This window comes from Pseudoalteromonas sp. H71 (genome assembly GCF_001468485.1).
GTDB lineage: Bacteria > Pseudomonadota > Gammaproteobacteria > Enterobacterales > Alteromonadaceae > Pseudoalteromonas.
Genome location: NZ_LODI01000012.1, coordinates 44,274 through 59,810, shown reverse-complemented (window position 1 = coordinate 59,810; position 15,537 = coordinate 44,274). Strand labels below are relative to the sequence as shown.

13 protein-coding genes are annotated in these 15,537 nt (G+C 41.2%); all 13 read right to left on the bottom strand.

Features of this window, described 5'->3' with window-relative positions; all coding sequences use genetic code 11:
* The 13 genes from ATS71_RS07490 to thrA all read right to left on the bottom strand — a co-directional run bounded on the left by ATS71_RS07490 (position 1) and on the right by thrA (position 15,339).
* Positions 1-3,087: a ligand-binding sensor domain-containing diguanylate cyclase gene (locus ATS71_RS07490; RefSeq protein ID WP_058404264.1), complete on the bottom strand. Its 3,087-nt coding sequence runs from the start codon at positions 3,085-3,087 to the stop codon at positions 1-3.
* A gap of 36 nt (positions 3,088-3,123) precedes the next feature.
* Positions 3,124-3,609 (bottom strand): phosphatidylglycerophosphatase A family protein, encoded by a 486-nt coding sequence (locus tag ATS71_RS07485; protein ID WP_006794265.1) that lies wholly within the window; start codon positions 3,607-3,609, stop codon positions 3,124-3,126.
* Positions 3,606-4,580, bottom strand: coding sequence for a thiamine-phosphate kinase (thiL, locus tag ATS71_RS07480; RefSeq protein WP_058404263.1), 975 nt, complete (start codon positions 4,578-4,580; stop codon positions 3,606-3,608). Before thiL ends, ATS71_RS07485 begins: the two co-directional genes overlap by 4 nt.
* 84 nt (positions 4,581-4,664) lie before the next feature.
* Positions 4,665-5,075, bottom strand: coding sequence for a transcription antitermination factor NusB (gene nusB / locus ATS71_RS07475; protein WP_058404262.1), 411 nt, complete (start codon positions 5,073-5,075; stop codon positions 4,665-4,667).
* Between the two features lie 15 nt (positions 5,076-5,090).
* On the bottom strand, positions 5,091-5,555 hold the full coding sequence (gene ribH, locus ATS71_RS07470) for a 6,7-dimethyl-8-ribityllumazine synthase (RefSeq protein ID WP_006794268.1): 465 nt from the start codon (positions 5,553-5,555) through the stop codon (positions 5,091-5,093).
* Positions 5,556-5,657: 102 nt separating this feature from the next.
* Positions 5,658-6,767, bottom strand: a complete 1,110-nt coding sequence (gene ribBA, locus ATS71_RS07465) for a bifunctional 3,4-dihydroxy-2-butanone-4-phosphate synthase/GTP cyclohydrolase II (RefSeq protein WP_058404261.1) — start codon at positions 6,765-6,767, stop codon at positions 5,658-5,660.
* Positions 6,768-6,796: 29 nt separating this feature from the next.
* Positions 6,797-7,450, bottom strand: coding sequence for a riboflavin synthase (locus tag ATS71_RS07460; protein WP_058404260.1), 654 nt, complete (start codon positions 7,448-7,450; stop codon positions 6,797-6,799).
* A gap of 4 nt (positions 7,451-7,454) precedes the next feature.
* Positions 7,455-8,606, bottom strand: a complete 1,152-nt coding sequence (gene ribD / locus ATS71_RS07455) for a bifunctional diaminohydroxyphosphoribosylaminopyrimidine deaminase/5-amino-6-(5-phosphoribosylamino)uracil reductase RibD (protein WP_058404259.1) — start codon at positions 8,604-8,606, stop codon at positions 7,455-7,457.
* A gap of 2 nt (positions 8,607-8,608) precedes the next feature.
* A complete protein-coding gene (nrdR, locus tag ATS71_RS07450) occupies positions 8,609-9,058 on the bottom strand; it encodes a transcriptional regulator NrdR (protein WP_006794272.1) in 450 nt (149 codons plus the stop codon).
* Positions 9,059-9,155: 97 nt separating this feature from the next.
* Positions 9,156-10,412 (bottom strand): serine hydroxymethyltransferase, encoded by a 1,257-nt coding sequence (gene glyA, locus ATS71_RS07445; protein ID WP_058404258.1) that lies wholly within the window; start codon positions 10,410-10,412, stop codon positions 9,156-9,158.
* Between the two features lie 269 nt (positions 10,413-10,681).
* Positions 10,682-11,965: a threonine synthase gene (gene thrC / locus ATS71_RS07440; RefSeq protein WP_058404257.1), complete on the bottom strand. Its 1,284-nt coding sequence runs from the start codon at positions 11,963-11,965 to the stop codon at positions 10,682-10,684.
* An 11-nt stretch (positions 11,966-11,976) separates the two neighbouring features.
* Complete coding sequence (thrB, locus tag ATS71_RS07435; protein WP_058404256.1) at positions 11,977-12,912, bottom strand: homoserine kinase; 936 nt, start codon at positions 12,910-12,912, stop codon at positions 11,977-11,979.
* Between the two features lie 9 nt (positions 12,913-12,921).
* Positions 12,922-15,339 (bottom strand): bifunctional aspartate kinase/homoserine dehydrogenase I, encoded by a 2,418-nt coding sequence (thrA, locus tag ATS71_RS07430; RefSeq protein WP_058404255.1) that lies wholly within the window; start codon positions 15,337-15,339, stop codon positions 12,922-12,924.
* Positions 15,340-15,537 lie beyond the last annotated feature (198 nt).

Here is a 15,537-nt window from a genome sequence, read left to right as displayed (position 1 = left end):
TTATCGCATCCACACTTTTATATCGGCCAAACCATTTCGCTGTAGCATACTCAGCTGCTGCTCTACATTAGAGTTTTGCTCAAATTCAAAAGCATCTAGCTGCTCGTCAAAAGTAATATGGGCTACGCCATCACCACCGCGCTTTTTAACTTGATGAAGTGAAATATCAGCTAAATTAATAGAGGTTTCCCAACCAATTACCTGACCACCGAGTAATGGTAATGGATAGAAAGACCACCCAATTGAGGCTGTTATATTTGTCATATTACCGTTAGGTAGTTGGAATGAATACTCTGCAATCGCTTTACAAAGTTCTGACGCGTAACTGTCTATTTTATTGCATTTAAAGTCACGTAATAGCAGTAAAAATTCATCACCACTCCAACGCGCTACATAATCAGAGCCTTGGGTACGCGAGTTTAGTAGAGCTGCCATTTGCTGCAAGCAGCTATCACCTGCAATTGGACCAAATGCATCATTTATACGGCTAAAGTTATCAAAATTTATTATTACAAGCACCAGTGATTTACCCTGCGCCTGCAATGATTGCGAATTACGTTGAAAGTGTTCAATGTCTTTTGGTAGCTGATCAAACAAAAAGCGACGGCTACGCAAGCCTGTTAGCTCATCTGAGTGACTAACGAGCTTAAGCTGTGAATTAACTTGCCCTAATTTATCATTTGCTTGGCGCAGCTCTAAAGTCCGCTCTGTAATTAAACCTTCAAGCACTTTTTGTTTTCTGCGCTCTTGCGCCTTAAGCACCCAAAATACTAAATAAAGGAGTAAAATAAAGCCACTTGTGATCAGCAACCTAAAATAAATTGTTTCATCAAAACGCTCAGGCACAATAAAGCCATACTCTACATCTTGTGCCTTTGACCAATCTTCACCTTGACGTTTTGCCTCTAACTGAAACAAAAATGCCCCTGCTGGTAAGTTAGTATAAATAGCCTCACGACGAGTATTTGCATAACGCCAATCACTATCTAAGCCACTTAGTTTATATCTAAATTCAATACTATTAGGCGCGTAGTAATCGATAGCCGTATAAGTAAGCGTTATATCTCGTTCGTCGGTTTCAAGAGTTGGCTTATTACCCAATGCTGCTGTTGTGAGGCTTCGCTCAGGTGTGTTAATTGTTTCAATGGTCGGCTTTAACGACAGTACACCAAACAACTCTACGTTTTTAGGTATTTCTACAACACCCTGCAAGCTTGGATACCACATTGAGTTACCCATACTGACTACCGCATCATGACCCAATCCACTACAACATTGGTTTGCTTTGCCATCAAGCTGTCGGTCGAATGACGAAATCACCTCTTCTACTTTTAAGCTTTGAATATCTGTTTTAAACTGCCCTGCTGGCATTCTGTAAACCCCTTTCATGGTGCTTACCCAAACATTATTTAATTTTTCGTCGTATTCTAAGCTAAATATAGAACCATACGGCAAGCCATTTGCCGCATCAAGCTGTCGCCATTGACCCTGCGCACTGCGGTAAAACAATCCATCATTAAGCGAACCAATTAAAATACCCACGCCATCAATATGCAAAACACTAGTGATATATGCACTTTCAAGCGAAGTTTGATCCCCTACTTTTTCAATACCACGGTCAGTAAAATAGTAAGCGCCTTTACTCGTCCCAATAACACCAAAGTTTTCTTTGTCCAACACGTAAGTTATAAATTTACTGCCTAAAAACGCGTTGTAAGCAAAAGGAGTTAAACCTGCAAAATTAAGCCTATATAAACCTCGGCCTGTGCCTATCCAAAACCCGCCTTTACTTGAACGACTAATTGCAAACACGGGGTTATCACGCAGTGCACGCCCGGGTACAGTAAACAGTGTGTCGTTCTCGTAAACGAATAAACCTCGCCCTGTGGCAATGTATAAGCGGTCGCCATCAAACTGCAAATCATGTACTGAAGCACGGCCATATTGGCTGCTTGGAATTAAATTAATATAACTTTTATTTAAATCAAAATAACCAACACCACTTTTATTGGCCACCCATAACTTGCCATCGGGCGCTTGGCTAAGCGCCATAACAGCTTCGGTCATTTTTGAAACCGCCGCGTGTCTTTCGACCCGCCCTTCGTGAGCAAGCCATAGGCCTTCGCTAAAACTGGCTAACCAAATATTATTTTTATCATCTCTAAAAATATCAGCAAACCAAATACTTTGATCTAACTGGCTAGGCTCTACCCATTGCCATTGACTCGCTTTATCTCTAAACAATAAACGCCCGTATGTAGAAATCCATAAGCCGCCATCGCTGTCACTCATAAATTTGTATACTGCAGAATTGTTCGCATTAGGTAATGGGAAAGGCCTTAGCTCATCGTCTAAATCTAAAAAATAAGCGCCAAGCTCTGAGGCTAAATATAAATTACCATTTAAAAAAGCAAGATCATGAACAATAGTTTGAGCTAAACGCTCGGGCAAAGAAATTTTTGCAGTCAGCTCTAAACGCAGCTTAGCAAAATCAGAGGAGTTTTTAGTTAAGCGTAATAAGTGACGATCATTAACAAGCCAAATGCCTTCCGGCGAAAGTGCCATTTGGCTTACTGAGCCGACTATTTGAGTTATAACGGTTGCATTTGCAGTAGACAAAGTCCCACTGTATTGACCACGTAAATTAACTTGGCCACGGTCAACATAATATAACCCATTGGCGGCAATCCACGTGCCCCCTTTAGAATCTTCTAAAATATCTCTAACAGGGCCTTTAATATTAAATGCTTGTGCTGAAAAAGTAGCTGGGTTTATTACAACTAACCCACTTTTGGTACCCACCCACAGCAATCCGTTCGAATCGATTAAAAGCTTATTAATGCCATTACTCGGTAAAAAAGAACTATTTTGGGTGTTGTAGTTTGTGAACGTATTACCATCGAAGCGGCTTAACCCAAACTGCGTTCCAAGCCATATGTAGCCTTGCTGATCTTGCACTACGCTTTTTAGCGATTGCGATGGCAAACCATCTTTAATATTCCATTGTTTAACGACATAATCCGTAATCGAAGCCCCACTTGGCATTGCACACAATATAAGTACACACACCAGTAAAAATCGCATCATACGCTGCCACCTAGTTAAACTAATAAAATATAAACATTAAAACGGTAGTAAACCTGCTTTTATTAATGCTTGCAAACAAATCAATGAAAAAATACCCGCTAGCACGTCATCTGCCATAATACCAAAACCACCATGCACGCGCTTATCAAGCATTCGAATCGGGCCCGGTTTTGCTATATCAAAAAAGCGGAACAGTAAAAAGCCAACTAATAAAGTTTGCCAATTCAATGCTGCACCTATCATGGTGATGTAGTAGCCAGCGACTTCATCCCATACAATAGCGGGATGATCATGCACACCCAAATCGTCGGCTGTTTTACCACATGCCCATATACCAAACACACTGATCACAACAGCAAACACTATTTGCAACCATATTGGATAATGCATGGTTATAAATATAAATGGCAACGCAGCAAACGTACCAAATGTGCCTGGTGCTTTAGGGGCAAGACCAGTACCAAACCCTAAACCAAAAAACTGGTGCGGGCGTTTTAAATTAAATAATCGGTTTTTATTCAAACCTGCTCCTTTGTAAAATGCTCAAAGCCATACTGCTCAAAGCTAAACATTTCACCATTGTGTAAAAGCTCAATCTTACCGTCTCCACTTTTTATCTGCCCAATGCAGGTAATATCAACACCATACTGGTTTAACTTTAAATCAAGCATACCTTTGTTGTTATCTGGAACAGTAAAAATTAATTCGTAGTCATCGCCGTAACCCAAAATAAACGGTAATTGCTTATTAAAATCTAGGCTTGCTTTCATTGCCTCTGAGGTAGGGATACTTTCAATATTTATTTCTGCATTAACTTGCGACATTTCAAGAATATGTGTTAAATCAGCAAGTAAGCCATCTGATACATCAATCGCAGATGTTGCAAGCCCTCTAAGCACTTGCCCAGCAGCCACTCGCGGTGTTGGGTAATCAAAACGCTTATTCAGGTACTCTAAATGTGTTGGGGTTATATTAAAGTCTTGCTTACGGGATTCAATAGCAAGCCCAGCATCCCCTAAAGGACCTGTAACATAAATCCAATCACCTACCTTTGCACCACTTCTTCGTAACGCCTTACCTTCAGGCACGGTACCTTTTGCACAAATAGTAATGGTAAGTGGTCCCTGCGTGGTATCACCCCCAATAATTTGTACATTAAAGTATTCTGCAATTTCATGCATGCCTTCAGTAAACTCTGCAATCCACTGTGAATCTATAGTTGGTAATGTTAATGCAACAGATACCCACGTAGGCTCAGCCCCCATTGCGGCTAAATCACTGAGGTTTACAGCGAGTGCCCTGTGCCCTAAAGCGCGAGGAGAAATATCTTCAAAAAAGTGCACGCCTTCTACTAACGTATCAGTTGTGACTGCAAGTTGGCAGTTTTGTGGAACAGTGACAAGCGCGCAATCATCACCTATGCCTAGGTTAACATCACGACGAGAAATACCGCGACCTTTAAAGTAGCGGTTAATTAATTCAAATTCCTTCATACACAAAAAAGCCGACCTATGCCGGCTCTCCTTTTAACGGTTATATAAAGTAATCTTCTGATTATTTAACCAGAGAAAGTACTACTACTTGCGTAAATGCTTTACCGCTTTATCAAGTACACCGTTTACAAATTTATGGCTGTCTTCTGCGCCAAATATTTTGGCCAGCTCAATACCTTCGTTGATAGCAACTTTATAAGGTACATCTTCACGAAACTTAAGTTCGTAGCTGCTTAAACGTAAAATTGCTCGCTCAACCATATCTAAGTCATCAAACGGACGTGTTAAATGAGGTGATACTGCTTCATCAAGTTGCTTATAATTAACAGCCACACCTGAGGCTAAATCTTTAAAGTATTCAACATCAATTTTAGTAACGTCGTTCTCGATCAACATTTGTTGTTCGATATCGGCAATTGCATTGCCGCTTAACTGCCAAGAATAAACGGCTTGAAGTGCTAAGATACGTGCTTTACGCCTTGCTGCTGGTTTCACAAAAATTCCTTAAACTTAAATTTTATCTAACACATTAACCATTTCAAGCGCACCTAAAGCAGCTTCGCCGCCTTTATTACCCATTTTGGTGCCTGCACGCTCAATAGCTTGCTCGATGCTTTCAGTAGTTAATACGCCAAATGCAACCGGTATATCATACTCTAGTGATACTTGCGCAAGACCTTTGTTTGATTCGCCAGCAACTAGGTCAAAGTGTGGTGTACCACCTCTGATCACTACGCCTAAAGCGATGATTGCATCATACTCTTTTTTTGCCGCAACGCGTTTTGCCGCTAAAGGTAATTCAACTGCACCCGGTACATAAATAACAGTAATATCGTCATCAGATACACCACCAGTACGTTTTAGCTCATCAACGGCGCCTTCAAGCAGGCTACTACCAATAAAGTCATTAAAACGAGAGATGACAATGGCAAATTTTTTGCCCGGAGCGTACTTATTACCTTCAATAATTTTCATTCGATAACCCTAAAAATAAGTTCAAGCGGTTGCGATTGCGCAAAAATTGCTGCGCATCATACCATAATAATAATGAAATAGCCTAGTTTAAGCGTTTGCCTATTATGGCTCAATGTAATCAACAACTTCTAAGTGAAACCCCGAAAGTGCATGGTATTTTTTTGGTCTGCTCATTAAGCGCATTTGCTCTATACCTAAGTCTGCAAGAATTTGTGAGCCTACACCAACGGTACGAGATGTTCCTTGAAATTTACGCGGTGTAACATTTTCACCCGCGTCTGCAGCTGCAAATGCTTTTACTGTTGCTTCAAGCTCTTCAGTACTTTCCTGCTTACCCAAAATAACGAGCACACCCTCGTTTTTAGCAATGTATGCCATTGCATCAGATAAGCCCCAGCTTCTATCCGCACTTCGATCAGAAAGTAAGATATCGTTAAACGTACTTTGCAAATGCACACGTACCAACGTTGGTTCTTGCGCTTTAATTTCACCTTTGAGTAGTACGTAATGTAACTGACCGTCGATCGTATCTTTATAAGTTACTAAATCAAACTCACCATGCTCTGTCGGTAACTTACACTTAGCTACTTTTTCAATTGTGGTTTCGTTTAAATTACGGTATTCAATTAAATCAGCAATAGTGCCTATTTTTATATCGTGCTCTTTGGCAAAAATTTCTAAATCAGGGCGACGCGCCATAGTGCCATCTGCATTTAAAATTTCAACAATAACAGAAGACGCTTCAAGGCCCGCTAATCGCGCTAAATCACACCCTGCTTCTGTATGACCTGCGCGTGTTAACACCCCGCCTGGCTGCGCCATAATTGGGAAAATATGACCCGGCTGTACTATATCGCCAGGGACAGCACCTTTAGCAATTGCAGCTTGTACTGTGCGTGCCCTATCTGCTGCAGATATACCTGTAGTTACGCCTTTTGACGCTTCTATCGACATTGTAAAGTTAGTTGAAAACGCAGCACCGTTATTTTTAACCATTAGAGGCAAATCAAGTTGTTCACAACGCTCTTGTGTCATCGTTAAACAAATTAAACCGCGGCCATGAGTGGCCATAAAATTAATTGCCTCTGCACTGATATGCTCGGCAGCAATAATTAAATCACCTTCATTCTCTCTGTCTTCGTCGTCCATTAAAATGACCATTTTACCGGCTTTAATGTCGTCTATAATTTCTTGTGCGCTGTGTAAATTCATAAATTCGCTCGTGTAAGTTGTCAGTTTCGTTATTTAATAAAGCCCGCTTTTGCGAGTAAGCTCATTGATATGTCTGCGCCGGTTGGCTGCTCAGCGCCTTTAATAAGACGCTCTAAATAACGTGCAATTTGATCGACCTCTAAATTAACTTGGGTGCCGACTTTAAAGTCGGCAATCGTTGTTTGACCACTGGTGTGCGGCACAATTGTTAATTTAAATTTATTACCCTCTACAGCGTTAACTGTCAGGCTTATACCATCAATACATACCGATCCTTTGTAAGGTATGTATTTCATTAAACTTTCATCGGTTGTAAGCCAATATTCAGTCGCTCTCGCATTTGGTGTAATTGCAGCAATGGTTGCAATACCATCAACATGACCAGACACTAAATGCCCACCTAAACGCGAAACCGGTTGCATGGCTTTTTCAAGGTTAACCGTTTGCCCTATTGAATAATGCGCAAAACCAGTTAAATGAATTGTTTCGTTAGATAAATCAGCACTAAAGCCATCAATATGTTTATCAACTACGGTTAAACATACACCATTTGTTGCAATACTATCGCCCAGCTTCACGTCACTCATATCAAGGTCGGCGCTTTGAATGCGAATGGCTAAGTCGCCTTGTTTTTTTTGTAATAAAGCAATTTTGCCTGTGGCTTCTATTATCCCAGTAAACATAGCGCTACTCTTCTTTGTTAAGTGATTTTAGTGAGTGCTTTTTTAACGCATTGATACGCAAATCGTCACCAACACGCACACACTCATTAAAGGATAAATCGATAGTATCTTGCATACTCGTCAATTCAGGGAAGTTTACTAAACTTTTAGCATCATAGCCCATCAGTTTTGGTGCGATATAAAAAACATACTCGTCAATTAAATCAAGCTCGGTCATTTTCCCCGCAAGGGTTGCCCCAGCCTCAAGCCATATATTATTAAATTGATGCTTAGCGAGTGTTTGTAATACATCGGTTAAATCAACCTTACCCTGTTGCTCACGCACCGCTATGTGCTTAACAAAATGCGGCCACAGAGTCGATTTATCAACCTCGGTGGTAAAAATTATTACTGGGTGCGCTATTTTAAATAGCGCAAGGTTGGGTGTTAACCTATTTTGCGAGTCTATTATAACACGCACTGGCTGGCGAAGCGGTAAGTTGGTCGGTAATGAATACGGTAATTCGCTTTGCCGAACATTGAGTTTTGCATCATCAACAAGAACCGTATCGGCCCCCGTTAAAATGGCACAGCTTTGAGCGCGGTATAGCTGCACATCTTTTCGTGCAGCAGGACCTGTGATCCACTTACTTTTTCCATTTTTTAGCGCTGTTTTACCGTCTATACTGGCTGCTAATTTGCAGGTTACGTAAGGAAGCCCTTGCTCCATTCGCTTAAAAAAACCAAGATTTAATGCGCGAGCCTGTTGTTCAAGCAATCCATAAGCGACTTCTATTCCAGCATCGCTCAGTATTTTAAGGCCTTTGCCTGCCACTTCTGGGTTGGTATCAACCATGGCAGCAATCACCTTTTTAATACCCGCAGCCTTGAGCCCTTCTGCACAGGGCGGCGTGCGCCCATAATGACTACAAGGTTCAAGTGTTACATAGGCGGTTGCACCCTTTGCTTTTTCACCGGCCACAGCAAGGGCATTTACCTCGGCATGCCCTTGCCCTGCTAATTGATGAAACCCTTCACCAATTATTTGATTATCTTTTACAAGTACACAGCCAACATTAGGATTAGGCGTTGTGGTAAATCGTCCTTTTTTAGCAAGCTCAATAGCACGCGCCATATATAGTTTATCATGCTCAGTAAATACGACTTGGCTGCTCACAATTATTCCCCTAAACGGGCAATTTCTTCGCCAAACTCGCGTATATCTTCGAACGAGCGATACACAGACGCAAACCTTACATAAGCTACTTTATCAAGTTTTTTAAGCGCCTCCATAATACATTCTCCCACCAAATGGCTCGAAATTTCTCGCTCACCCGTTGCACGTAATTGTGATTTAATTATATTTACCACTTCATCAACTTGCTCTGTGCTAACAGGGCGCTTTTCAAGTGCACGATTTAAGCCATTAAGTAACTTATCTTCATTAAAGGGTTCTCGGCTTCCGTCTTGTTTAACAACACGGGGCATAACCAGCTCAGCCCCTTCAAACGTCGTAAAACGTTCGTGGCAATCGTTACATTCTCGACGACGGCGAACTTGATGACCACCGCCAACAAGGCGCGAATCTATAACTTTGGTGTCTTTTGCTGTACAAAATGGGCAATGCATAAATCAAGGTATCCGTTTTAAAAACAAAAAAGCCGCTAAAAAGCGGCTTTTATAATAACATGTTTACTTATGTGATCTAAATTACCGTTTTACTTTGTTAAGCGTAAACAGGTAGTTTTGCACAAATAGCTTTCACTTTTTCTTTTACTTGTGCTTGTACAGATTCATCAGCAATATTGTCTAGTACATCACAGATCCAGCCAGCAAGCTCTTTAGATTCTGCCTCTTTAAAACCACGACGTGTGATTGCAGGAGAACCAATACGCAAGCCAGAGGTTACAAAAGGAGAACGCGGATCATTAGGTACTGAGTTTTTGTTAACCGTAATATTCGCATTGCCAAGCGCTGCATCAGCATCTTTACCAGTGATATCTTTATCGATTAAATCAAGTAAAAATAGGTGATTGTCTGTTTTACCAGAAACAACTTTATAGCCGCGCTCTTGTAGCACGCTAACCATTGCTTGCGCATTTTTAACAACTTGTGTTTGGTATTCTTTAAATTCTGGTTGAAGAGCTTCTTTAAATGCCACTGCTTTTGCAGCAATAACGTGACATAAAGGACCACCTTGGCCACCAGGGAATACTGCACTGTTAAGCTTTTTGTAGATTGCTTCGTCGCCACATGCAGAAATAATTAAACCACCACGAGGGCCCGCTAATGTTTTATGCGTTGTTGTAGTAACAACATGTGCATATGGTACAGGGCTTGGGTAAACACCCGCCGCAATTAAACCTGCAACATGCGCCATATCAACAAATAAATAAGCATCTACTTTGTCTGCAATTTCACGGAACTTAGCCCAATCAACAATGCCTGAATAAGCAGAAAAACCTGCAATAATCATTTTTGGTTTGTGCTCTAGTGCTAACGCTTCAACTTGTGCGTAATCAATTTCACCCGTTTCTTCATTTAGGCCGTACTGAATTGCATTGTACGTTTTACCTGAAAAGTTAACGTGTGAACCATGAGTTAGATGGCCACCATGCGCTAGGCTCATGCCTAAAACAGTGTCTAGCGGGCTTAATAATGCTTGAAAAACAGCTGCGTTTGCTTGCGAGCCAGCATGCGGCTGAACGTTTGCGTAATCAGTACCAAATAATTCGTTTGCACGGTCAATCGCTAATTGCTCGACCACGTCTACATGCTCACAGCCACCGTAGTAACGCTTGCCAGGATAACCTTCCGCATATTTGTTAGTAAGTTGAGAACCCTGTGCTTCAAGTACGCGTGGGCTACAGTAGTTTTCAGATGCAATTAACTCAATGTGCTCTTCTTGACGTGATGTTTCTTTACTCATCGCGTCAAATAACTCTGGATCAAAGTCCGAAATATTCATGCTACGTTCTAACATTGGGGGCTCCTGGGCAACGTGTATGGTATTTTTTAGAGGCTATATTGTACGCTTAAAACCGCGCTTTGCCTACGTTCTTAAGTTGAGGATATTTAATCAGGGATTGAAACTATTTCACAGTCCTTTTAAGATGATATTTTTAAATAACTTACATAACTATTTTAAATGTTTTTCATTTATTACATTTAATTAGTTAATTGACAACGCTGTTTCACGGTTTAAAACATACAAAAAAAGCGGCCTAAGCCGCTTTAACTTTTGCTTTTTATTTAACCTAACTTAGCCAGTATTTCTGTGCGTAACGCGTCATAATCGGCGTTTATATCGCTTGCTAGGCATGGTTTAGCCAATGCGTCACTTAGTGGTTTTGGCATATTAAGCTCGATATTTAATATATCTTCCACGCTTTCTTTAAATTTAGCCGGATGTGCAGTTGCTAAAAAGATACCCGCAGCACCTGGTGCTCGGTTATTAACTAAACCTTGGTATGCAATTGCTGTATGTGGCTCTGCAACATACCCTGTTTGATGAATATTTTTCATCACTGTTTGAGTGTTTTGTTCGTCAACACTAATTGAATAAAAGTTGTCGTAACTAAACCAGTTATTATCCAACATAGTTTGCACTCGTGGCCAGTTGTTAGGCTTACTTACGTCCATCGCATTTGAAAGCGATTCAAGCGTTGTATTTGGTGCCCAGTTTTTGTCTAGCATAAAACGTGGAACTGTATCATTCTGGTTAGTAGTTGCACTTAGCTTTCCTACTGGTAACCCTATTACAGCACCAATCATGGCGGCGCATACATTACCAAAGTTACCACTTGGTACAGAAATATGTGCTGTTGCACGCTTTTCTTTTGGCAGTTGCGCAATTGCTTCAAAGTAATAACACACTTGCGCTACTAATCGACTTATGTTGATTGAGTTAGCAGAATTAAGGCCAAGTGTTGATTTTACCTCGTCATCTAAAAACGATTTTTTAACAAGCTCTTGGCAATCATCGAAACTACCATCAACTGCGTAACAATGAATATTACCGCCTAAAGTAGTGAATAGCTTTTGTTGAGCCAGCGAAATTTTGCCTTTAGGATAAAGAATAACCACATCGATATTTGGCTTATTATAAAATGCATGCGCTACTGCTGCACCTGTATCACCTGATGTTGCGGTTAAAATTGTAACCTTCTCGCCTTGGTTAAACTGCGCTAAACATTCAGCCATAAAGCGCCCACCAAAATCTTTAAAGGCAAGCGTAGGGCCATGAAACAGCTCCAAACAATAGATATTTTCCTCTACCTCGACTAACTTAACTGGAAAGTTGAACGCATTTTTAACCATGGCGGCAACGGTGTCACTTGGCAACTCATCACCAATTAAATGCGATAATATTTTGCCGCTACGCGTAACAAAATCCATATCAAGCAGTGCATCAACATCAGTCAATGGCGCTAAAGATTCAGGAAAAAATACACCTTGGTTACGCCCGAGTCCTGTTTTTACTGCTTCAACAAACGACACTTTTTGTGAGTTATCTTTTAAATTATGTAATTGCATGACTTCTTTTCCTATAAAACATTTAATTGACGCGTGCCGTCGTTATCTAACTTACAAATATGGCAAAAGCCTTGCTCATTTATATAATTATCTTTTAGCCATTTGGCGCATTGCTCAGCCGCTTCCAGTGTTTTACATACAGTAAATAACGTAGGGCCTGCACCTGAAATACTCACTATTTCAGCACCCAGTGCGGGTAAACTTGCTTTGGCCTCACTAAAGCCAGTAATAAGTGGCGCTCGATATGGCTCTGCTATTTCATCTTTCATAATGCTTAATGCATCGTCAAAACGTGCTGTTAGTAACAAGCTACTAAAGGCCGATAAACGCTGCGCAAACTCAATGCTTGCATGCATACTAAGCTCTTTAGGTAATACAGAGCGCGCTTTTGCCGTATTAAGCGAAAAGCCTGGAAACGCCGCGACATAATACCAATTTTCATCAACCGGAAGTTCTATCGATTTATTAGGAATTAAATCGCCAGTTAGCTGCAAGCCGCCTAAATAACATGGTGTGATGTTGTCGTAATGGCGCCCGCCACTTACAACGGCTTCAAAATCTGCCATCAACTCAATTAACTCAACTTGGTTCAACTGTGTTTTTGCAAATTTATCAAGCGCTGCAAATGTAGCAACAACCGAACAAGCACTTGATCCTAACCCTGAGCCAATTGGCAGGTTTTTTTTAAGTTCAAGCTTTACTGAAGGCATATCTGGAGCAACGTGCGCTCTGAAATGCACTAAGCACTGATATGCTAAATTCTCTTTCGCATCAATCGGTAATTTATGAGCATACTCGCCAGAACAGACAAACTCATCATTAGTCGCGGCACTTACAACCGCTACGTCACCCAATAAACTGCCATCAATTGGCGAAAGCGCGGCACCCAATGCATCAAATCCAACTGCAAAATTACCAATAGACGCAGGTGCATATACTTCAATCATTTTTCACTCCTAGCGCGATAAGGTTTTTAAAACATCTGCAAATACACCTGCAGCAGTTACTTCAGAACCCGCACCGTAACCACGAATAACAAATGGGCGTGGTTGGTAGTATTGGCTTAAAATAGCCAGTGCATTTTCACCATCACGAATAACATTAAGCGCATGTGATGAATCTACTGCTTCAATACCTACTTTACAGTGCCCTTCTTTAATTGTTCCAACGTAACGCAATACTTTTCCTTCACTTGCTGCCTGCTCTATACGGGTATTAAAGTCAGCATCTAAGCTTGGCAGTTTTGCCATAAACTCATCAATACTGTCTCCTTCGGCAAATCCTTGTGGTAATACCGACTCAACTTCAATATCGCTTAGCTCTAGTTTCATACCTGCTTCTCGCGCAATAATGAGAAGTTTACGCGCAACATCCGTTCCTGATAAATCGTCTCGAGGGTCTGGCTCTGTGAAACCACTTTCTTTTGCTTTTATGGTTGCCTCTGACAATGACAAACCATCTTGAAGTGCACCAAACATGTAAGATAACGAACCAGATAAAATACCGCTAAATTCAAGTAGCTCATCACCCGCGCCAAATAACGACTGTAAATTGTCGATGACTGGGAGCCCCGCACCTACGTTGGTTTCATATAAAAATTTGCGATTGTTTTTTTGCGTTGCTGCTATTAAATCTTGATAGTAAGTGTACGAGCTAGTTGTTGCTTTTTTGTTGGCTGCGACAACATGAAAACCGGCATTTAAAAAGTCAACATATTGCGCCGCCAGTGCATCAGACGATGTGCAATCAACCAGCACAGGATTAACTAAGTGGTTTTGCTTAACAAATTGCTCAACGAGTTTTAAGTCAAACGCCTGCTCTGATGCAGCTAATTTTTGTTGCCAATCACTAAACGCAATCCCTTCACTATCAAGGTGTAGCTGACGCGAGTTTGCAACGCCATACAAGTTAAGCTTTATATTGCGCTTTTCAAGCCATGCTTGTTGGCGCTCTAATTGAGATATAAGCTCTTGCCCTACTAAACCACACCCAAGTAAAAACACATCGATTGATGGCACATGTGTGAAAAAGTTCTCATGGCATATTTTTACTGCGTCGTTACATAACTCTCCATCAATTACAGCTGAGATAGCGCTTTCGGTAGAATCTTGTGCAATTGCCACTATATTTACTTGTGCTTGGCAAAGCGATGCAAAAAACTTAGCCGCTAAACCGCGGTGCGCGCGCATGTTATCGCCTACAAGCGTTACTATGGCTAAATTACGCTGTACTTGTACAGGTTCAATCAAACCTGCTTGTGATTCAAGCTCAAACGCAGTTTGTAATGCTGTTAATGCAAGGGTTAAATCGCTTTCATGTACACAAAAGCTAATGCTAAATTCACACGACGATTGTGTGATTAACACAATCGACACGTTGTCATGAGCCAGCGCATTGAATACTTTTGAGGCCATGCCCACTTTGCCTTTCATGCCTGGGCCCGAGACCGTTAGCATAGCAAGATCTTGCAGACTTGAAATTGCTTTTACCGGTTCTTCTGACGAATAATCATTACCGATTAGTGACCCTTGCGCGTCAGGGTTGTGCGTATTTTTTATTTCACAAGGAACGCCGGCTTTAGCGCACGGCAAAATAGTTTTTGGATGAAGAACTTTGGCACCAAAGTAAGAAAGCTCCATTGCTTCTTTGTAAGACAAAAAATCGACTTTAGTGGCTTTTTTGATATAACGAGGGTCTGCACTGTAAACACCATCAACATCAGTCCAAATTTGGCAAACATCTGCCTCTAAACAAGCCGCAGCGATGGCTGCAGAGTAATCAGAGCCATTTCGGCCAAGGGTAGTCAGCTCGCCTTTATCATTGCTTGCTGTAAAACCTGGCATAATATAAATCGTGGCTGGGCTTTCTTTTAACACAGCTTGGAAACGCGCTTTGCTTGTTACTAAATCAACCTCTGCATCTATGTAGCCACCTGTTGATGCAACACAGCTAGTCGCTTCTAAATACACTGCTTGATATGAGCTTAATAATCGCTGCATAAGCGATACACTAACACGCTCGCCAAAACTAATAATATAAGCGCGCACCTGTTCAGGGCAGCACTTAATTAATGACACACCATTAAGCTTATTTTTTAGCGCGTCAAAATCTGGCCAACTTTCAATTGCGCCATACTTTTTTTCTACGGCTGATTTCAACTCATCACAACGTCCAGTTAACGCCTCCCATAAAGGGCCAAAGTCATGGCCTTGCTCTGCAGCACTTGCCAGTGAAACCAATGAATCAGTCATCCCACCGGGCGCAGATAAGACTAATAGCATTTCATCTTTTAATTGTGCTTTAACTAATTGAGCTACCTGCTCAAGACAAGCAAAGTCGGCAAGTGATGACCCACCAAATTTTAAAACGCGCATTGTTTATGTTCCTCATTCCATAAAACGAAAAAAGGCCTGTGTTCTAAGTGAACACAGGCCTTTAAATTTGTTGCACCGACCTATGCCACTATCCAGAAAGAATGGTGGTTGTAATAATAATGGTCAGTACGCGATTAAATGTTTTCATGGAGTAAGACTGCACTAACAAAGGCTATGCTGTCAAGCGCAAATTAAAAG